At 70.8% G+C, this 18691-nt stretch carries 17 protein-coding genes; 11 read left to right on the top strand and 6 right to left on the bottom strand.

What is annotated here, in order from left to right; genetic code table 11:
• Positions 1 to 92: 92 nt before the first annotated feature.
• Positions 93 to 1226 carry an FAD-dependent oxidoreductase gene (locus J4573_RS52105; RefSeq protein WP_208263915.1) on the bottom strand — a complete coding sequence of 378 codons (1134 nt, stop codon included), beginning with the start codon at positions 1224 to 1226 and terminating at the stop codon, positions 93 to 95.
• Positions 1227 to 1276: 50 nt separating this feature from the next.
• Here J4573_RS52105 and J4573_RS52100 point away from each other — a divergent pair, with 50 nt between their 5' ends.
• From J4573_RS52100 to J4573_RS52085, 4 genes are all read left to right on the top strand, one after another.
• Positions 1277 to 1846, top strand: coding sequence for a TetR/AcrR family transcriptional regulator (locus tag J4573_RS52100; RefSeq protein ID WP_208263914.1), 570 nt, complete (start codon positions 1277 to 1279; stop codon positions 1844 to 1846).
• Between the two features lie 95 nt (positions 1847 to 1941).
• A complete protein-coding gene (locus J4573_RS52095; RefSeq protein ID WP_208263913.1) occupies positions 1942 to 3417 on the top strand; it encodes a PA0049 C-terminal domain-containing protein in 1476 nt (491 codons plus the stop codon).
• Positions 3418 to 3513: 96 nt separating this feature from the next.
• A complete protein-coding gene (locus tag J4573_RS52090) occupies positions 3514 to 4167 on the top strand; it encodes an SDR family NAD(P)-dependent oxidoreductase (RefSeq protein WP_243774991.1) in 654 nt (217 codons plus the stop codon).
• A 147-nt stretch (positions 4168 to 4314) separates the two neighbouring features.
• Positions 4315 to 5151, top strand: coding sequence for a S1 family peptidase (locus J4573_RS52085; RefSeq protein WP_208263912.1), 837 nt, complete (start codon positions 4315 to 4317; stop codon positions 5149 to 5151).
• Positions 5152 to 5195: 44 nt separating this feature from the next.
• Here the strand turns inward: J4573_RS52085 and J4573_RS52080 are convergent, their stop codons facing one another.
• Positions 5196 to 5669, bottom strand: coding sequence for a hypothetical protein (locus J4573_RS52080; protein WP_208263911.1), 474 nt, complete (start codon positions 5667 to 5669; stop codon positions 5196 to 5198).
• A 59-nt stretch (positions 5670 to 5728) separates the two neighbouring features.
• Positions 5729 to 7699: an NAD(P)/FAD-dependent oxidoreductase gene (locus J4573_RS52075; RefSeq protein ID WP_243774990.1), complete on the bottom strand. Its 1971-nt coding sequence runs from the start codon at positions 7697 to 7699 to the stop codon at positions 5729 to 5731.
• A 148-nt stretch (positions 7700 to 7847) separates the two neighbouring features.
• On the opposite strand from J4573_RS52075, the gene J4573_RS52070 reads away from it, so the two are divergent.
• On the top strand, positions 7848 to 8762 hold the full coding sequence (locus J4573_RS52070) for an aminoglycoside phosphotransferase family protein (protein WP_307797554.1): 915 nt from the start codon (positions 7848 to 7850) through the stop codon (positions 8760 to 8762).
• 10 nt (positions 8763 to 8772) lie between these two features.
• Positions 8773 to 9537, top strand: a complete 765-nt coding sequence (locus tag J4573_RS52065; protein ID WP_208263909.1) for an alpha/beta fold hydrolase — start codon at positions 8773 to 8775, stop codon at positions 9535 to 9537.
• Positions 9538 to 9576: 39 nt separating this feature from the next.
• Here the strand turns inward: J4573_RS52065 and J4573_RS56535 are convergent, their stop codons facing one another.
• Complete coding sequence (locus tag J4573_RS56535; protein WP_208263908.1) at positions 9577 to 10674, bottom strand: NAD(P)H-dependent amine dehydrogenase family protein; 1098 nt, start codon at positions 10672 to 10674, stop codon at positions 9577 to 9579.
• A 92-nt stretch (positions 10675 to 10766) separates the two neighbouring features.
• On the bottom strand, positions 10767 to 11552 hold the full coding sequence (locus J4573_RS52055; protein ID WP_208263907.1) for a TrmB family transcriptional regulator: 786 nt from the start codon (positions 11550 to 11552) through the stop codon (positions 10767 to 10769).
• A 43-nt stretch (positions 11553 to 11595) separates the two neighbouring features.
• Between J4573_RS52055 and J4573_RS52050 the strand changes: the two genes are divergently transcribed.
• From J4573_RS52050 to J4573_RS52040, 3 genes are all read left to right on the top strand, one after another.
• Positions 11596 to 12237, top strand: a complete 642-nt coding sequence (locus tag J4573_RS52050; RefSeq protein ID WP_243774989.1) for a class I SAM-dependent methyltransferase — start codon at positions 11596 to 11598, stop codon at positions 12235 to 12237.
• A gap of 39 nt (positions 12238 to 12276) precedes the next feature.
• On the top strand, positions 12277 to 13023 hold the full coding sequence (locus J4573_RS52045) for an SDR family oxidoreductase (protein ID WP_208263906.1): 747 nt from the start codon (positions 12277 to 12279) through the stop codon (positions 13021 to 13023).
• A 129-nt stretch (positions 13024 to 13152) separates the two neighbouring features.
• Positions 13153 to 14037 carry a lysophospholipid acyltransferase family protein gene (locus J4573_RS52040; RefSeq protein WP_208263905.1) on the top strand — a complete coding sequence of 295 codons (885 nt, stop codon included), beginning with the start codon at positions 13153 to 13155 and terminating at the stop codon, positions 14035 to 14037.
• Between the two features lie 163 nt (positions 14038 to 14200).
• Here the strand turns inward: J4573_RS52040 and J4573_RS52035 are convergent, their stop codons facing one another.
• Positions 14201 to 14692: a helix-turn-helix transcriptional regulator gene (locus J4573_RS52035; RefSeq protein WP_208263904.1), complete on the bottom strand. Its 492-nt coding sequence runs from the start codon at positions 14690 to 14692 to the stop codon at positions 14201 to 14203.
• A 199-nt stretch (positions 14693 to 14891) separates the two neighbouring features.
• Between J4573_RS52035 and J4573_RS52030 the strand changes: the two genes are divergently transcribed.
• Positions 14892 to 16103 (top strand): hypothetical protein, encoded by a 1212-nt coding sequence (locus J4573_RS52030; protein WP_208263903.1) that lies wholly within the window; start codon positions 14892 to 14894, stop codon positions 16101 to 16103.
• Between the two features lie 62 nt (positions 16104 to 16165).
• Positions 16166 to 18643 (top strand): serine/threonine-protein kinase, encoded by a 2478-nt coding sequence (locus J4573_RS52025; RefSeq protein WP_243774988.1) that lies wholly within the window; start codon positions 16166 to 16168, stop codon positions 18641 to 18643.
• Positions 18644 to 18691: the final 48 nt, after the last annotated feature.

Below are 18691 nucleotides of genomic sequence, written 5' to 3'. Positions count from 1 at the left end.
GCCCTCACAGCCCCCAGCCCACACGGCCCCAGCCCACACGGCCCAGGCCCACACGGGCCCCGACCCTCGCTGCCCCGGCCCACGCGAGGTCATCAACGGATGACGGCCGCCGTGGCTGCCGGGCGGTTCCGGTTCGTGCCCTCCTCCTGGAGGTAGCCGCTGGCCGAACGCAGCAACGAGGCGAACGACCTGGTCGCGCGGGCGTCGGAGGCGAGGCCGCCCAACCGTCCCTGCCTGCTGGGCAGTTCGAGGTTGGCCATCCTGGCGACCTTGCGCACATTCTTCGCCCTGGCACGCTCGTAGCCGCGCAGGTCGTCGGCCATCCGGCTCAGCACCCAGGCGTCCTCCAGCGCCTGCCCGCTGCCCATCGCCATCGCGGGTGACATCGTGTGGGCGGCGTCCCCGATGAGGGTCGTCGGCCCCTTCCCCCAGGTCGACGGCACGCGGTGCCGGTGGTGCGGGTAGAAGTCCATGCTCTCGGCCTGCTCCAGGAGGGTCGGGAACGGCTCCGGCAGGCGTCCGAACCGCTTGCGCATCCGTTCCATGAACCCTGGCGCCTCCGCCCAGAAGTCACCGCCCGGCTTGGCGCGCAGGTCGAACCACCACAGCATCCTGCCGTTCCCGAGCGGCGCCAGGCTGGCGAGCGACCGCCCGTCGGAGACCATCATGGAACGGCCGTCGTCGGTGTACTCGGTCGGCAGCGTCGTGAACGCCTGCCAGGTGACCCATCCGTTGAGCCTGGTCGGACGCCCGCCCAGGGCCTCCCGTACGACCGAGTTGCGGCCGTCGGCACCGATCAGCACGTCGCCCCGCACGCTCGTCCCGTCCGCGAACGTGATCTCCGCACGCTCGGGGTCGACCCCGGCGATCCGGCGTCCGTAGTCGACGCGCACGCCATCGGCCAGCCGCCCGACGAGTTCGCGCCTGGCGATGTGAACGGCGTACAGGCCACCGAACTCGCGCTCGGCCACCGAAAGGTCGATCTTGCCGCGCAGGCGCCCGCCCGGCGACAGGTTCTCCATCGTCTCCAGCCGCCGCCCCGCGCCGTCCATGTCGACCTCGAACTCGCGCAGAACGCCGATCGCCCCGGGCCAGATCGTCACCGAGCCGCCCTCGGTGCGCAGCTCCGGCGCCGCCTCGTACACCTGGACGTCGTGTCCCGCCGCAGTCAGCCCGCGCGCCGCGGCCAGTCCCGCGACACCGCCACCCACGATGAGTACCCTCATGGTCAGCACCTTTTCTGAGATCCTAAGTATCTGATACCTGGAGTATCACAATGAGCGCCCGCGGACGCAAGCCCGATCCGACCGTCGACGCCCGCATCAAGGAGGCGGCGGTGACCCTCCTGGCCACCAAGGGCCCCTCGTTCACCATGGACGAGGTGGCATCGGCCGCAGGGGTGGGCAGGGCCAGCGTCTTCCGCCGCTACGCCACCAAGCGCGACATGCTCCTGGACGCCCTCACCCTCGCCCTGGACGCACAAGTCCCGGAGACCCCCGATACGGGCTCTCTCGAAGGCGACCTCATGGTGATCGTGACCCAGACCCTCGCGGGCTGGCAGGTCCCCGAGTTCGCCAAGACGACCCGCGAAATCTTCGGCGAAGCAGGCCGGGACCCGGGCGTGGCCGAGGTCATCCGTACCGCCATGCGCGACAAGAGGGAACGCGACTGGGCCATCTATGACCGCGCCATCGCCAGGGGCGAGCTACCCGCCGACGCCGACCTCTGGCTCCTGTCGGACATGGTGGTCGGCCTGGTGGTCTACCGAGGCCTCATCGACGTGCCGCAACCGGACCCCGCCCCCATGGTCAAGGCCCTCCTGTACGGCTTCACCCACAATCACTGAGACGGGCGCCATCCCATGGCCGGATCCGGCCACGGGATGGGCTCCGCAAGATCGGGGAATCGCTCAACAATGCGACCGTGCGCAGAGATCAAGTAGTGCGAACGAAACGGACCGCGACGATCGGCGCCGCCGCCCTCCTGGCGAGCCTCCTGGCCCCGGCCGCTCCGGCCCTGGCGGCGCCGGGCACCTGCTCGAACCCCCCGGCCACGCTCTCGGTCGAGGAGCAACGCCTGGGCAACACGCTCCCCCAGGACGCTGATCCGACCCTCCCCCAGTCCCGCCCGTTCTCCGCCCAGATGATCGACGGCGGCGGCTTCAGCTCGTTCACCCCCGCCTTCAGCCGAGCGCTCTGCCGAATCAACGGCCTGCACACCGCCCGCACCCTGGTCGAACGCGAGGGCGTGCGCCTGTGGCGCCAGGCGGTGGACCGAGCCCAAGGCCGGCGCGTCACCGGCTCCCTCCCCGCCGGCGACGACCGCCCCCTCTACTGGACGCGCCTCAAGGCAAGGGCAGCCCTCCGCCAGTGGACGCCCCGCTTCACGCTCACCGACGCCCAGCGCGAAGCCCTGGTCACCGCCTTCGACCGGGCGTCCCGAGGCATGACCTCCGTCCGCTACCCCTCCGGCGCCAAACGCGTCCTGGTGAGCGGCTTCGACCCGTACACCCTCGACGGCGGCACGACCGGCACGGCCCCCGGCACGGTCGGCAACAACATCCGCCACGGCAACCCGTCCGGCGCGACCGCCCTGGCCCTCGACGGCACCCGCTACCGCCGCCCCGACGGCCGCATCGCCGTCATCCACGGCTACCTCCTGCCGGTGAACTACACCGAGTTCGCCGCCGGCTACCTGGAGGACACCGTCGGCCCGGCGATGCGCACCCTGGACGCCTCGGTCACGATCAGCCAGGCCGTCGACTCGCAGTTCTGGCTGGAGCAGTGGAACGGCCGCTACCACGGCGTCTCCCCGGGCAACGACAAGTCCCAGCCCTGCCCCACCCTGAACGGCAAGCCCCAACTGGCGGTGGACAACCACGGCTGCAACACCCAGGTGGTCCCCCGCTGGGGCGGCCCCTCCACGTTCAACCTGAACAACCCGCCGCAGTGGACGACGACCACCCTGCCCATCAAGCAGATGATCGAGGCCAACACCGGCAGCACGGTCCCCCGCCCACCCGGTGACGAATGGCCCGACCAATCGGTCGCCTTCGGCGTCATCTGGCACACGAACTACACCGAGTTCCCCGACTGCACCAGCACCACCCAGGTAGTCCGCAACTCCCCCGTGCCGACCGACTACCCGCCGCCCACCCCGCCCGTTCCCCCGGACTCGGGCTCCTGCTCCTACAGCGGAGGCGGCGGCAACTACCTCTCCAACGAGAGCGCCTACCGCAACACCCTGCTGCGCGACCGCCTAGGCCGCCGCATCCCCGCCGGCCACATCCACACCCCCGACATGCAGCACTTCGACACGCCCTTCGCCGTCAGCGACTCCACCTTCAACGCCTGGCGAACGAGCATCGTCGCCCAAACCCGCAACCTCGTCCACGTAGTAGCAGCCACCACCCGCTAATCAACCCCCGCCCACCCACTCCTCCAGCGCGCGATAGTCCGGCGTCTACAAGAGGGTTGACGTTCACACTGGTGTGAGACTTTAGCGTCACTCCCGTTGGCGATCGGCTGGGAGGAGTGGGTTGTGGCTGGAGTTGTGGTCATTGGTGTGGGGCCGGGGATCGGGGAGGCGGTTGCGCGGCGGTTTGCGCGGGAGGGGATGCCTGTTGCGGGCATCTCTCGTACGGGCGGGGGCGAAGGTGCGCTCGCGTTGAAGGCGGATGTACGGGACGAGGCGGCTTTGCGGGGTGCGCTGGACGCGGCCGCTGAGAAGTTCGGGACGCCGGATGTGGTGGTCTACAACGCGGCGGTCGTTCGGCCCGATGCGGTCGGAGGGCTGGACGCGCAGGGGCATCTGGACGCCTGGGCCGTGAACGTGGTGGGGGCCATCACGGCGGCGGGGCATGTGCTGCCGGAGATGGCGCGGCGCGGGAGTGGGTCGTTCATCATTACCGGCGGGATGCCGGAGCCTAAGGCTGACTACGTGAGCCTTTCGCTGGGCAAGGCGGGGGTCCGGACGCTGGTGAGGCTGCTCGACCAGACGTACGGGGACTCGGTGCACGTGGCGAGCGTGACGGTGGACGGTGCCGTGGAGCCGGGCACGTTCTTCGACCCGGACGACATCGCCGAGCATTACTGGAGGCTGCACGTTCAACCCCGGGAACTGTGGCAGTCAGAGGTCCTCCATAGCGAGGATGGGGTTTTCCCTTAAGTCGGGCGGCGGGCCTTTTCGGGGTGCGGAAGCTGATCTAGCATCGCGGCTGACGTCGATCCTGACCGGTTGTCGTCGATGTCGTGTCCCCCGTGGACACCGGCCTTCACGGGCCGGTGAACCCCCCGCCTCGAGAGGACCTCTCACATGACCCGACGTCTCATCGGCCTGATGGCCGCCGCCCTTACCGGTGGCGTGCTGGTCATCGGCTCCGCATCCCCCGCCCCTGCCGCCCCCGCCAAGGTGAAGGCCACCGACTTCCACGCCATCGTCGCGCTCAGCAACTGCTCCGGGTCGGTCGTACGCGGGCCCAAGTCCGTCGACAGCGACCCGGCGATGGTCTTGACGAACGGGCACTGCAGCGAACTCGGCATGCCCGGTCCCGGGCAGGTCATCACGAACCGTTCGTCGCGCCGTACGTTCACGCTCCTGAACCCGTCCGGCCAGGGCAGCCTCGGCACCCTGCGGGCGACGCAGATCGAGTACAGCACGATGACCGACACCGACGTGACGCTGTACAAGCTCAACACCTCGTATGCGTCGATCAAGAGCCGGTACGGGACGGACGCGCTGCGCCTGGCGCCCGGCCACCCGACCGCCGGAACGCAGATCAGCGTGGTCTCCGGCTACTGGCGCAAGATCTACTCGTGCAAGATCGACGGGTTCGTGTACCGGCTCAAGGAGAGCAACTGGACCTGGAAGGACTCGGTCCGCTACACCTCGACCTGCGACACGATCGGCGGCACCTCGGGCTCGCCGGTCATCAACGACTCCACCGGCCAGGTCGTCGCCGTCAACAACACCGGCAACGAGGACGGCCAGCAGTGCACGCTGAACAACCCGTGCGAGGTGGACGAGAACGGCCAGGTGACCGTGCACCAGGGCACCAACTACGCCCAGGAGACCTACATCCTGGCCAACTGCCTGATCGCCGGCAGTGACGTCGACCTGACCCAGTCGAGCTGCACCCTGCCCAAGCCGTAGCAAGGCATCGAGAGGAAGGCGCCCGGTCCGCGGCCGGGCGCCTTTCAGTCGTTCAACGGTCTGGTCTTCCAGCCCCGGAGCTCGGTGAGGCGTTCCAGGACGTGCGTGAACACCGAGCGGCCGTTGTCGCGGTGGCTGCGGCCGACGGTGAACGGCACGAGCCTGGATGTCAGGCCGGTGGCCAGGTTGAACGTCTGCTGCCTGATCAGAGCCCCCTCGGGGTGCTCTTCCACCTGGAAGCGCCCGCACCACCACCATTGGCCCCGCGCCTGCACCCAGCCGGCCTCCCGGTCGACGTCGATGGTGAGCGTCACACCGGAGATCTGGGCGGTGAAGGTGGCGGGGCCGCCGGTGATGACGACCTCCCGATCGTCCTGTCTGCCGATGACCAGCGGAATCTCCGCGCCGTGCAGCTTGCCGGTCGGTACGGCCAGCAGGACCTCGCGTACCTCGTCCAGCGGTGCCTCGACGATCCCGGCGTGCTCGGACATCAGACGACCGGGGTTTCGTTGCGTCATGGACGTTATTCAACACCGAAGAATCAACGCACAAGGACCAATCAAGGCACGGGGACGGATCAAGGCACGGGGACGGCCTGCTGCTCGGCGGACGGCTTGCCCTCCAGCTCCTGAACGGCGCGCCAGGCGGCGTCGATGGCGGCGTCGGCGTACGCGCGGTTCTGCGAGTCGGAGTTGGCGATCGTGACACGCCCGTACGGCTGGCGGCCGATGACCGACGGCAGCGGGCCGTCCGGCCAGAACGTCGCCCACGGGCGGCCGTACTCCAGCGCGTAGCCGTGCCCCCAGCGGTTGACCGTGATCCCTTGAATGTCCTTGGCCGGGTCGAAGCCGCCCGCCCCCAGCAGCCGGGCGAGCTGGTCGCGCAGAGTGCGCTCGTACCGCTCGAACGGCCGGGCGAACAGTTCGCGGCGACCCGGGCCGATACCGCCGCGCGGGTTCTCGTAACCGGGCGCCGTGGCCATGCGGATCATGTGGACGAGGATCGGCTGGTCGGGGTCCTTGGAGAACTCGTACCCGCCCATGCTGACCGGGTAGTCCAGCTCGGCCACGCACCAGTCGCCGCTGGTGAAGCGCGTGTGGTAGATCTTCAGCTGCTCCCAGGCTCGCCAGTTCCGCAGCTGCACCATCGCGTAGATGATCGGCAGCTTGGTGCCGTAGAAGAGCCCTTCCTTCTGCTGCTGCGGCAGGTCCTGCATGAGGTACGGGACCATCGTGTTGTAGCAGGCCATCACGACGTTGCCCGCCGTGCAGCGGTACACCTTGCCGTTGCGGTAGAAGTCGACGTTCACGGTCTTGGAGCCAATGTTGCCGCCCTCGTGCTGCACCCGCACGCACGGCGAGTTCAGCCGCAGCCGCACCGCGTTGCCCGCCACGTCCAGCTTCGAGTAGTCGATCTTGGCGAGCGGCTCCTCGTCCATGGTGCGGGGCGCGCCGGTCCCGGGGATCAACTGCCCGATGATGAGCTTGCAGATCCCGTTGTTGCCGTCCGGGAAGTGGTAGATGTACGGATCGTCGGCGTCCCACTGGATCTGGATCGTCGGGCCGCAGTACTTGTAGGGCTTGGAGTTGTCGAGCTTGAGTCCCTCGAACCCCGGATACTCCGACGCCCACGAGTCGATGGCGCCGAACGCGTCGATGCCGAAGCCCCACTCGTCGCTCGTGAAGGTCTGCATGAAGTTGAGGACCTCCTCGGGCATCTTCGCGTAGTCGCGCAGATAGTTCCGATAGGTCAGGTCGACCAGCTTCAGCTTCTTCTCGGCGTCACTCAGACCCGGCATGTAATCCCCGGGCTTGTCCTGCAATTGCAGATACGCCGCCTGAGCCGCGGGCGACATCCCCGAGCTCTTGAGCGACTCCGCGGTCAGGGTGTCGTCCTTCATGACCGCGAGGTAATCGTTGGGGAACATGTCCCGGGTCATGAAGACCGAGTCGTTCAGCTTCCAGCGCTTGTTGAAGTCCTGGTCGTAATACTTGTCGAACTTCTTCACCTCGATGCCGAGGTCGGCGAGGAGCTTCTTGGCGTTCGGGCTCCACACCGTCGGGTCCTCGATCGACTGGGACCCGCCGTACCCGATGAGGAGCTTGCCGTCGGGGTGGAACTCGTTGCGGCGCGCGTGCCCGCCGAAGTCGTCGTGGTTGTCCAGAACGAGGATCTTGGCGTTCGGGTTCTGCTGGTGGAAGAAGTACGCCGAGCTCAGCCCGCTGATCCCGGCACCGACCACGACCAGGTCGTAGTGCTCCCCCGACGCGTTGATCTTCTGGTCCCCCGACCAGAACACCCCGTCGCGCAGCTTGTGCGGAATCTGCATCGCCGGGTTCGTACTGCCGCGCAGCCCCTGCATCGCGGGCGGATAAGCGGGGTCGCCGGTCCCCGCGTACTTCCACCCGTCAGGCGGGTTGACGACCTCGTTGTGAATGCCGCCGTATTTCCCCGCCGCGCATCCCGACAGCGCCCCGCCCGCGACGAGCGCCCCCGCCGCGACCGCCATTCCGTCCAGAAAATCCCGACGGCTGATCCTCCTGTCCATTCCGAGTTCCCGGTCAGAATAAACAGGCTCGTACGAATTGTCCCCCGACATGAATCCCCCCGATGACATGCCCCTGGGAGATCTTCCACACAGCCGCCGAACGAAAACAAGTACCGGGGCGGCGAGCACGGATCGTAGGCTCGGGTGGGTGATCGATGTTGAGGTGCCGGCGGAGTTGGCCGGGTTCGCGGTTAAGCACAACGGGGACAAGGGGCGGGCTTGGATCGAGCGGCTGCCGGGGCTTTTGGCGGACCGGATGGAGGGGTGGGGGCTCAGGCCTGAGGGTCCGGCGCGGAACGGGATGGCCGCGATCGTGGTGCCGGTCGTACGCGTAGATGGCGAGCGGGCTGTGCTGAAGCTGCAGATCCTGGACGAGGAGAGCGAGGGCGAGCCGGCGGGGCTGCGCGCGTGGAACGGCAACGGTGCGGTCCTGCTGCTGGAGGACGACGAGGCGACCGGCGCGATGTTGCTGGAACGGCTGGATCCCGATCGTTCGCTTGATGATGTGGAGGACGCGACCAAGGCGCTGCAGATCCTGGCCGAGTTGCTGGAGCGGCTGGTCGCGTTGCCTGCCCCGGAGGGGATTCGGCGGCTGGAGGACATCGCCAACGCCATGCTCACGCAGGTGCCGGACGCACTGGAGGTTCTGGACGGCGGCGCGAAGCGGGTGGTGGACACTAGTGCGGCGCTGATCAGGGAGCTGGTGAGCGAGCCCGGCGACCGGCTGCTGCACTGGGATCTGCATTACGAGAATGTGCTGGCCGGTGAACGTGAGCCGTGGCTGGCGATCGACCCCAATCCGCTGGCGGGTGACCCCGGGTTCGACCTGCTGCCCGCGCTGGACAACCGGTGGGAGGACATCACCGCTACCGGCGACGTGGCCCGGGCCGTGCGGGCGCGCTTCGACCTGATGGTGGAGGTCCTCGGCCTGGACCGGCGGCGTGCGGCGGGCTGGACGTACGCGCGGGTCCTGCAGAACACCCTGTGGGACCTGGAGGACGGCGAGCCCGGCATGCACGAGATGCAGTTGGCGATCGCCGAGGCTTTGGCGGTCTATCTCTAGTCTTACGGCCATGACGGGCATGCACGTTGGACGGTTCGGCGATCCCTCCGGGCGGCCGGTGGTCGCGCTGCACGGCATCACGGCGCACGGGGGCCGCTGGCGCCGGATCGCCGAGGAGTATCTGCCGGGGCACCGCACTCTGGCGCCGGATTTGCGGGGGCATGGGCGGTCGTCGCACAACCCGCCCTGGACCGTGGAACGGCATGCCGGCGACGTGCTGGCGCTGCTGGACGACTCGGGCATCGAGGAGGCCGACGTCGTCGGTCACTCGTTCGGCGGGCTGATCGCCGTGCATGTGACCCGCATGGCGCCCGAACGCGTGCGGCGGCTCGTTCTGCTCGATCCGTCGATCGGGCTTCCGTCCGGCGACACTCTCGGCAAGGCGCATGCCGCGTTGAGCCAGCCGTCTTGGGCCGACCCCGACGAGGCGCGGGACGTACGGGAGAAGGGCTGGCCGGAGGCCTATCCGGGGGCCGTCGACGACGAGATGGACCACCTCGTGCAGGGCGAGGACGGCCGCTGGCGCTGGCGGTACGAGCCCGCGGCGGTCGTGACGGCGTTCTCGGAGATGGCGCGCACGTTCGTCACGCCGACCGTTCCCACGCACCTGGTCGTCGCGACGCGGGCGGGGATCGTACGGCCGGTGTTCGTGAACGCCTGCCGCCGCGACCTCGGCGACGACTTCGCGGTCACCGAGATCGACGCGGGGCATCTGCTCTATCTCGACCGTCTCGACGAGACCGGCGCGATCCTCCGGGACTGGCTCGGCGACTGAGCGCCGAGCGGCTGAGCGCCGAGCGGCCGCGGCGCCGGCTCAGCGCATGAGGTGGCGGCCGGTGATGTGCGGGAGCGTGAACGGGGTGTGCAGGCCCGGCGGGGCCTCGGCCACTGCCGGGATAGCGTTCACCACGCGCAGCGCGGTCGCGAGCGTGCCCGGCACGGTCGGGTCGGCCGCGCCGGGGTTGGCGATGTCCAGGCGCCAGGGCGGCTCCCCGTCGATCTCCACCCGGTAGCCCCCGGCCTGCCCGAACGGCGGCTCCGGCCAGTGCGGCAGGCCGACGTCCTCGCGCAGCCGCGTGACGTGCTCGACGACGATCGCGGGGCGCCCGTTCACCACGCCGGTGACCTGGAAGCGCATGCCCGCCGACATGCCCTTCTCGATGACGCCCGCCGGGATCTCGAACCTCTCGGGCGCCGGGCACAGCTCGTACGACTCGGTGACCTCGTCGAGCGTCACGTCCAGCTGCTCGGCCATGAGGTGGACGATCGAGCCCCACATCAGCGTGAGCACGCCGGGCTGCAGGATCGGCGGGCGGTGGTCCAGCGGCTTGCCGAACCCGAACTTCCCGACGATCGCCTCGGGCTTGTCCCACAGCCCGTACGACATGACCTCGCTGACCTTGACCGCGTCGATCCGCAGGCAGACGCCGCTCAGCAGCAACGGCAGCACGTCGTTCATCAGGCCCGGGTCGAGGCCGGTGGTGAGCAGAGCGGCGCCGCCGGTCTCGCAGGCCTCCTCCAGCCGCCGCACGTCGCCGGGGTCGGCAGAGCCGGGATGCACCAGCGGGATGAGCGCCGTCGAGACGACACTGATGCCCGCCTCCAGCAGCAGGCACAGGTCGTCGACCGCGCCGCGCGGCCGTTCGCCCGTCGCGACCTCCTTGCGCCCGGACGTGCCGACGGCGGTGTAGCCGACCACGTCCGGCTCGGCCTCGATCAGCCGCGCCGGGTCGTCGGTGGCCGCGACGCCCACCCGCTGGTCGAGCCCGGCCAGCTCGCCCGCGTCGACGCCGACCTTCGCCGGATCGCTCACGACGACGCCGATCAGCTCAAGATCCGGATGCTCGATGATGGCCCGCAGCGCCTGCCTGCCCACATTGCCGGTGGCCCATTGCCCGACGCGATACGACACGGCTCTCCAACCAAGCGCTCGCTCAACAGATGCGCCATTCTAGGCACACCCGTCCAGGCACCACACCCGCGCGCCGTGCCCAGCGTGGCGGCTCAGAAGAGCCTGAGCAGCTCCGGCGCCTCGGCGAACAGCCGCTGCAGCTCCTCGCGCCCGACCCGTTCCGCCAGGATCCGCAGCGCCATGTCCTGCCGTACGTACTCGGCCGCCATCATGGCGACGGCGGGATCGGCCGTGTAGATCCCCCACGCCCCGCCCTCGCCGAAACCGCCCACGATGGCCTCGCGCCGGTCCCCCACCACCACGAGCAGCCGGTACCCGAGCCCGTCCTCCGACGCACGCGTGTGAACGGTGCCGACCTTCAGCTCGTCCTCGCCGTACGAGACTGCCGAGACCGCGACGCCCCGTTCGGCCGCCGCCCTGACGCCCACCGCCAGCCGCCGCGCCTCGTCCGGCCACACCGACAGGAACAGGTCGCCGCGAGCACCCGCGACCACGTCCTCGGCGCGCGCCAGCATCGCCTCGCCATCGCGAAGCCCATGGATCAAGGGCGCCTCGGGCTGGGCGACCACCTTGGGCAAGGCCGACTTCAGCGCCTCCACCGATCCGTCGAACTCCCGGCGCATCCGTTCCAGCAGCGCCTCGGGCGGCAGCGGCAGGTAGTCGGTGGCGTCCGCCGACCCCTTGACCTCGTACGCCGCGCCCCGCGCGACCAGCTTGCCGAGCGTCTCGTAGACCGTGCTGCGAGGCACGCCCGACCGCTTGGCCACCTCGTACCCGTTGATCGGCTTCCCGGCCGCCACCAGCGCGACATAGGCCTTGGACTCATACCCCGACATGCCCAGCCGCTGAAGGTGTTCGAGGACGTCCCGCGTGCTCATCGCCGCAATGCTACGCGGCCGAGGAGAGAGGAGAATGATCCCCATGACGCGCCTCCTCCCCGACGACGCCCTGGAACGTTCATCGGTGGTGGCCAACTGCGCCATGAACCGCGAACGCTCCCTGACCGGCTCGAACGGCTACGCCAAGGAGCTGGGACTGGACCTGTCCGCCGCCCTGGCGGCGCCGATCCGCTGGCTGGACCTGTGCTGCGGTACGGGCAGGGCGCTGCACGAGGCGGCGCGCCTCCACCCCCACGTCCAGATCACCGGGCTCGACCTGGTCGACCACTTCGTTCCGGGTGAGCGCCTGCCCAACCTCGGCCTTGTCGTCGGCTCGGTCACGCGCTGGTCGCCGCCGGACACGTTCGACCTGATCACCTGCGTGCACGGCCTGCACTACGTCGGCGACAAGCTGGGGGCGCTGGCCCGCATCGCCTCCTGGCTCGCATCGGACGGCCGCTTCATGGCCAACCTCGACGCACGAAGCATCCACACACCGGGGCAGGTCGCGGCCGAGTTGCGGCGCCAGGGCTTCGCGTACGACGCGCGCCGCCGCCGCGTCTCGCTCACCGGCCACCGCGAGGTGACCTTCCCGTACGACTACCAGGGCGCCGACGACCAGGCGGGCCCCAACTACACCGGCCAGCCCGCCGTCGATTCGATCTATGGGCGATCGGGGTGCTGACGGTGATCGACACGGGGGCGCCGGGTTAGGCTCGGGACTGTGAATCTTGGATTGGCCGGCCGGCGGGCGGCGGTTGCGGCGGCGAGCAGTGGCTTGGGGTTCGCGACGGCGCAGGCGCTGATCGCCGAGGGCGTGAAGGTCGCGATCTGCGGGCGCGACCGGGACCGGCTCAGCCTGGCCGCCAAGCGGCTGGGCTCGGAGGCGACGCCGATCCTCGCGGACGTGGGCACGCCCGAGGGCGCGACCGCGTTCGTACGGGAGGCGCAGGACGCGCTGGGCGGCGTGGACATCCTGGTCACCAACGCGGGCGGTCCGCCGCCGGGCGGGTTCGCGGGCACGCCGCTGGACGCCTACCAGAGCGCGATCGACCTCAACCTGATGTCGACCGTGGCCATGTGCAAGGCGGCCGTTCCGGCGATGCAGGAACGCGGCTGGGGCCGGGTCGTCGCGATCACCTCGATCACCGTCCGGCAGCCGATCCCGACGCTGATCCTGTCCAACACCGCGCGGGCGGGGGCCACGGGCTTCCTCAAGACGCTGGCGATGGAGGTGGCCGGGGACGGCGTGACCGTCAACTCGCTGCTGCCCGGCTTCCATGCCACCGAACGCCTCCGGACCCTGCGCGGCGGCGACTGGGACAAGGTCGCGAACGAGATCCCGGCGGGCAAGGTCGGCGACCCCGGGGACTTCGGCGCGTTCGTCGCATTCCTCTGCTCGGAGCAGGCCGGGTACGTGACCGGCAGCGCGATCCCCGTCGACGGCGGCGAATACCGCGGCATGTTGTAAGCAGAGCGACCTCTTGTAAGCCAGGCGACGAGTTGTAAGCCGGGCGCGGGGTTCACCTGCGGGCCTTGTCACCAATCTCACAAGGCACCGCGTAAGCAAGCGCTGACCGGTCCTTTACGATTGCCGGTCATGGCCCCCCTTGCGGACTGGACACCCCCTTCCGAGCACCTGATCCGGGCGGCGAGCCTGGCTCTGGAGCCGTGGCGCGCCTGGACCTCCCCGGTCTTCCACGGGCTGGAGAACATCCCCGAGCACGGGCCCGCGCTGCTGGTCGGCAACCACACCGTCTACGGGGTCATCGACGCGCCGCTGATCTTCTTCGAGATCCACCGGCGCCGGGGCGTGTGGGTGCGTTCGCTGGCCGACCACGTGCACTGGCAGATCCCCGGCTGGCGAACGATCATGGACATGGGCGGCTCGGTCGACGGCACCCGCGAGAACTGCCGCGAGCTCCTGCGCACGGGCCAGATGGTCGTGGTCTTCCCCGGCGGCGCCAGGGAGGCCACCCGGCACCGCGACGACGCGTACCAGCTGCAGTGGGACACCCGGCTCGGCTTCGCCCGGATGGCCATCGAGGCGGGCTGCCCGATCGTCCCGTTCGGCACGGTCGGCGTCGAGGAGATGTTCACGACCGTCCTGGACCCCGACAGCCGCCTGCTGGCGCCCGCGCGCGGCTTCGGCCGGCTCGTGCTGGGCGAACGGGGCCGCCGCGACGACGTGATGGTGCCGCTGTCGCGCGGCATCGGCCTCACCCCGGTCCCGCGTCCCGAACGCCTCTACTACGGCTTCGGCAAGCCGATCGACACCACGCGCTGGGCGGGCCTCGCCGGCGACGTCGGCGCCGTGACCGCCGCGCGCGACGAGGCCCGCAAGGCCGTCGAGGAGATCATCGACGGCCTGCGTGCGGAGCAGGCCACCGATCCGGGCCGCACACCCATGGGCCGGCTCGGCCGCGGCCTCGCCGGGGGAGCCCGCATGCTCCCCCGCGTGGTCCCCGGCCTCATCAGCCGCTAGCGACCGCGCATCAGCTGCCAGCGGCCGCGCATCGGCCACGAGCGGCGCCGCATCGGCCGCCGGCGATCGGTGGTGCCGTTCGGCGGCCGCCGGACAGGGGGCGACGGCGACCGCCGAACGGGTCAGAGGGAACGGCCGCGCGGACCACGCCCAGGAGACGGGATCATGCGCTGCGCCGCTGGAACGGCAGGTAGCGCTCGGCCCGGCGCGGCCGTGCGGGCAGGCCGGTGGACTCGACCGCGAGGATGCGGTCGAAGCGGAAGGCGCGGATGGAACGGCGCATCCGGCACCAGCCGACGAGGTACCAGTGGTCGCGGTGGACCAGGCAGGTGACGGGCTCGACCTCGCGGATCGTCACGTTGGCGGCGGCGTCGCCGTAACAGAGCCGGACCACGCGGTGCTCGGTGATCGCGGCGGCGATCACGCGGGCACGGTCGGCGGTGGAGACCGTGAGCGGCCTGGTGAGGGTGGACAGGGTGGCGGTGACGACGTCGTCGTGGTTGTCGGCGTCGACGAGGTGACGCAGGGCGCGGCGGGCGGTGGTGGCCTGCGGCCCCGCGCCCAGGTGAGCCAGGGAGAGCGCCAGCGCGGCGATCTCGGAGGCGGTGAGCGCGGTGTCGGTCTGGTCCTGCTGGCCGGTCGCGATGTTCTGCATGGTTCGATCATACGTTCGAACACTGACATTTTGGAGGGCCCGGGCCTGCGTCACCAGACCTTGAGAAGCCCACCGCGCATGGTGAACACTGTTCCCGCAAACGGGGTCGGATGGGGGAAACAGCGCGAATGCGTGCATGGTGCAGGGACCGGTGTGTCCGCCGGTGCGTTCACCGGTGTCGTCACCGGTGTGCCCGCCGATGAATCGCGACGAGGTGGACCGCGCGCTTCAGGACCTGCGGGACGAGAAGGAGCGGATCAGCACCGCGCTTCTGGATCTGGAGAGCCACCAGGGCTTCCGCCTGCTCGAGGGCGCGGCCGTCACCGGTGAGACCGCGCGTCGGCAGGGCGAGCTGCAGTCCCGTACGACCAGCCTGTGGGGGCTGTTCGACCTGTACGGCGGCACGCTCGCCGCGGCCGAGGAGCTGCGCGCCCGCCACTCCAAGCCCGGGCAGGCCCAGCTCGCCGAGCTGACACACCTGCTGACCGGCCCCTCGGTCGAGCTCCCGGCCGTTGAGGTCCCCCTCGAACGCCGCACGCTGCTGTCCGCGCCCGGCGGCGAGAAGCTCAGCCTGCGCGCGGTGGTCGCGCGGATGACGCCGCTCTTCGAGGAGGCGGCGAAGATGGCCGCCGCCGTCGACGTCGTCTGGTCCGAGCTGCTGAACGCGCTCGCCGAGGTCGACCAGGAGCGCCGCGCCGTGACCGGCCTCGCGCAGGAGCTGGGCGCGACCGGCCCCGCGACCGACCCCGAGGCCGAACGGGTCTTCCGCGACGTCGACGCGCTCTCCCAGGCCGTGCGCACCGACCCCATGTCGTTCGGCCGCGGCGGGCACGCCGACACCACGCGGCTGCGGACCGCCCGCAAGGACCTCGCCGACCTGCGGCGGCGGCTGGCCGAGGCCGGCTCGTTCCGCGCGGACGCCGCGTCCCGGATCGAACGCGTCGCGGCCTCCATCGACCAGGTGCGCGCGGCCGAGGCCGAGGCCAGGCACGCACGCGACCAGGTGCTCATCAAGATCGCCTCCCCGGCGCTGCCGGACCTGCGCGACCTGTCGCCCGCCCTGGCCGACCGGCTCGGCGCGCTGCACGTGCTGCGCGACGCGCGGCGGTGGGGCGAGCTCGCCGACCGCGTCGCCGATCTCGAACAGGCCGTCGCCACCGCGCTGCAGCGGGCGCGCGGCGACGCCTCCCTCATCACGGGCCTGCTGGACCGCCGCGAGGAACTGCGCGGCCGGCTCGGCGCCTACAAGATGAAGGCCGCCAGGCTCGGCCTCGCCGAGGACGCCGAACTCACCCGCCTCTACTCCGAGGCGCGCGACCTGCTCTGGACATCCCCCTGCGACCTGCGCAAGGCGACGGCCACGCTGTCGGACTACCAGCGGGTCATCTCATCGAAGGGATCCGACCGATGAGTCGATGCGTGGCGCCGGGCTGTTCCGGAACCATCGAAGACGGCTACTGCGTCCAATGTGGCATGGCAGCCAACGCGAGTCCGGGTCAGGCAGCTGGCCCCGCCGCAGGTCCGGCCGGGTGCGCCCAGCCCGGCTGCGGCGGAACGATCGAGGACGGCTACTGCGACACGTGCGGCATGCCGCCCGAGACCGCCGCGCCCCCGGCTCCGGCAGCAGCCTCAACTCCCCCAGCTCCAGCTCCCGCCGCGTTCGCTCCCGGCAAGTGCGCGCAGCCCGGGTGCGGCGGAACGATCGAGGACGGCTACTGCGATACCTGCGGCATGCCACCCTCGACCCCCTCCGCAGCCTCGGGCTCCATCGCGCCCGTCACCGCGTCGTCGAGCCCGACCGGCAGCGTGCCGTCCGGTACGTACGCCACCGGCAGCACGCGAACGGGCAGCACCCGCACCGGCTCGGCCCGCTCGTCCGGGCGGCGCGGCGGGCTCGGCGCCGGGATGGTCGAGGTGCCGCGCGTTCCGTACCGCGACCCGTCGACCGCCGTGCTAGCCAACCCCGAGGTCGCCGAGAACAAGCGGTTCTGCAGCGACTGCGGTGAGCCGGTCGGCCGCAGCAAGGGCGACCGGCCCAGCCGTACGGAGGGGTTCTGCCCCAAGTGCGGCTCGCGCTTCTCGTTCACGCCCAAGCTGAACCCCGGCGACCTGATCGTCGGGCAGTACGAGGTGCTCGGCTGCCTGGCCCACGGCGGTCTCGGCTGGATCTACCTCGCCAGGGACAAGAACGTCAGCGACCGCTGGGTCGTCCTCAAGGGCCTGCTGGACTCGGGCGACGCCGACGCGATGGCCGCAGCCGCAGCCGAGCGCGCGTTCCTCGCCGAGGTCGAGCACCCCAACATCGTCAAGATCTACAACTTCGTGCAGCACGCCGGCTCCGGTTACATCGTCATGGAGTACGTCGGCGGCCAGTCGCTGAAGGACATCCTGCTCTACCGCCGCAACCAGCTCGGCGAGGAGGCGATGCCGCTCAGCCACGCGATCGCCTACGCGCTGGAGGCGCTGAACGCGTTCGGCTACCTGCACTCCCAGGGTCTGGTCTACTGCGACTTCAAGCCCGACAACATCATCCAGACCGAGGAGCAGCTGCGCCTGATCGACATGGGCGCGGTGCGGCGGATCGACGACCCGGAGGGCGCGATCTACGGAACGGTCGGCTACCAGGCCCCCGAGATCGCCGACGACGGTCCCTCGGTCAGCTCCGACCTCTACACGGTCGGCCGGGCGCTGGCCACACTGACGTTCAAGTTCACCGGCTACACGCGCGACTACGCCGAGAAGCTCCCGCCGCGCGACCAGGTCCCGATCCTGGCGCGGTTCGAGTCCTACGACCGGCTGCTGCGCCGCGCCACCCACCGCGACCCGGCGCAGCGCTTCCAGGACGCGGCCGAGATGGCCGAGCAGCTCACCGGCGTGCTGCGCGAGGTGCTCGCCGCCGAGGACGGCCACCCGCGTTCGGCACCGTCCGGTCTCTTCGGCCCGGAACGCTTCGCCTCGGGCACCGACACCGGTGCACGCGGCAACGACAACGGCGCGCGAGGCGACGGCACCGGTGCGCGCCGCGACGCCGGCGCGCTGCCGCCGCTCACCCGCGCGGCCGCCGCCGCGTCGCTGCCCGTTCCGCTGGTGGACGGGTCGGACCCGCAGGCCGGCTTCCTGGCCGGGCTGACCGCGCTGGAGCCCGCGCAGCTGGCCGTCACGGTCGCCAACGCGCAGCAGCAGACGCCCGAGATCACGCTGACGCTGGCGCGGGTGCGCATCGAGCTCGGCGAGGCCCCGGCGGCGCACGCGCTGCTCGACCAGGTCGCGGCCGAACGTCCCGGCGACTGGCGCGTCGACTGGTACCGCGCGGTCGCGCTGCTGGCCGAGGGCCGCGTCACCGAGGCCGAGCCGCGCTTCGACGCGCTCTACTCGCTGCTGCCCGGCGAGGCCGCGCCCAAGCTCGCGCTCGCCGCGTGCCGCGAGGAGCGCGCGCCGATGGAGGCCGTACGGCTGTACGAGATGGTCTGGCGCACCGACAACAGCTACATCAACGCCGCGTTCGGCCTGGCCCGCATCCACCTGGCCGGGGGCAACCGGGCGGCGGCCGTGGCCGTGCTGGACTCGGTGCCGAAGACCTCGATCCGCTTCGTCGCGGCGCAGGTGGCGGCGGTGACGACGGCCGTACGGCGCCGTCCCGTCAACGAGCTGACCGCCGCGGACCTGGTCGGCGCGGGCGACCGGCTGGCGCGCCTGCAGCTGGAGGGTGAACGGCACGAACGCCTCGCCGCCGAGGTCCTGGAGGGCGCGCTCGGCTGGCTGGGCCTGGGCACCGCGCACACCGGGGTCACGCAGGGCGCCTCGCTGCTCGGCCGGCCGCTGACCGACCAGGCCGTGCGGAACGGGCTCGACGAGCTCTACCGGGCGCTGGCCCGCCACTCCCAGGACCGCGAGGACAGACGGGTGCTCATCGACCGCGCCAACGCCGTACGGCCGAGGACGCTGCTGTGACGGAGGACCAGGCGCCCGCGACGGCGCGGCCGACCACGGCGGACCCGA

The organism is Actinomadura barringtoniae, assembly GCF_017573505.1.
Lineage (GTDB): Bacteria > Actinomycetota > Actinomycetes > Streptosporangiales > Streptosporangiaceae > Spirillospora > Spirillospora barringtoniae.
The sequence above is the reverse complement of the archived record's forward strand: the minus strand, read 5'-3'. Positions and strand labels throughout refer to the sequence as shown.

Excerpts from the sequence above, each read along its gene's own strand:
- J4573_RS52105 (WP_208263915.1), bottom strand. The coding sequence starts at position 1,226 with ATGAGGGTACTCATCGTGGGTGGCGGTGTCGCGGGACTGGCCGCGGCG.
- J4573_RS52100 (WP_208263914.1), top strand. The coding sequence starts at position 1,277 with ATGAGCGCCCGCGGACGCAAGCCCGATCCGACCGTCGACGCCCGCATC.
- J4573_RS52085 (WP_208263912.1), top strand. The coding sequence starts at position 4,315 with ATGACCCGACGTCTCATCGGCCTGATGGCCGCCGCCCTTACCGGTGGC.
- J4573_RS52080 (WP_208263911.1), bottom strand. The coding sequence starts at position 5,669 with ATGACGCAACGAAACCCCGGTCGTCTGATGTCCGAGCACGCCGGGATC.
- J4573_RS52075 (WP_243774990.1), bottom strand. The coding sequence starts at position 7,699 with ATGGACAGGAGGATCAGCCGTCGGGATTTTCTGGACGGAATGGCGGTC.
- J4573_RS52065 (WP_208263909.1), top strand. The coding sequence starts at position 8,773 with ATGACGGGCATGCACGTTGGACGGTTCGGCGATCCCTCCGGGCGGCCG.
- J4573_RS52055 (WP_208263907.1), bottom strand. The coding sequence starts at position 11,552 with ATGAGCACGCGGGACGTCCTCGAACACCTTCAGCGGCTGGGCATGTCG.
- J4573_RS52050 (WP_243774989.1), top strand. The coding sequence starts at position 11,596 with ATGACGCGCCTCCTCCCCGACGACGCCCTGGAACGTTCATCGGTGGTG.
- J4573_RS52040 (WP_208263905.1), top strand. The coding sequence starts at position 13,153 with ATGGCCCCCCTTGCGGACTGGACACCCCCTTCCGAGCACCTGATCCGG.
- J4573_RS52035 (WP_208263904.1), bottom strand. The coding sequence starts at position 14,692 with ATGCAGAACATCGCGACCGGCCAGCAGGACCAGACCGACACCGCGCTC.
- J4573_RS52030 (WP_208263903.1), top strand. The coding sequence starts at position 14,892 with ATGAATCGCGACGAGGTGGACCGCGCGCTTCAGGACCTGCGGGACGAG.
- J4573_RS52025 (WP_243774988.1), top strand. The coding sequence starts at position 16,166 with ATGGCAGCCAACGCGAGTCCGGGTCAGGCAGCTGGCCCCGCCGCAGGT.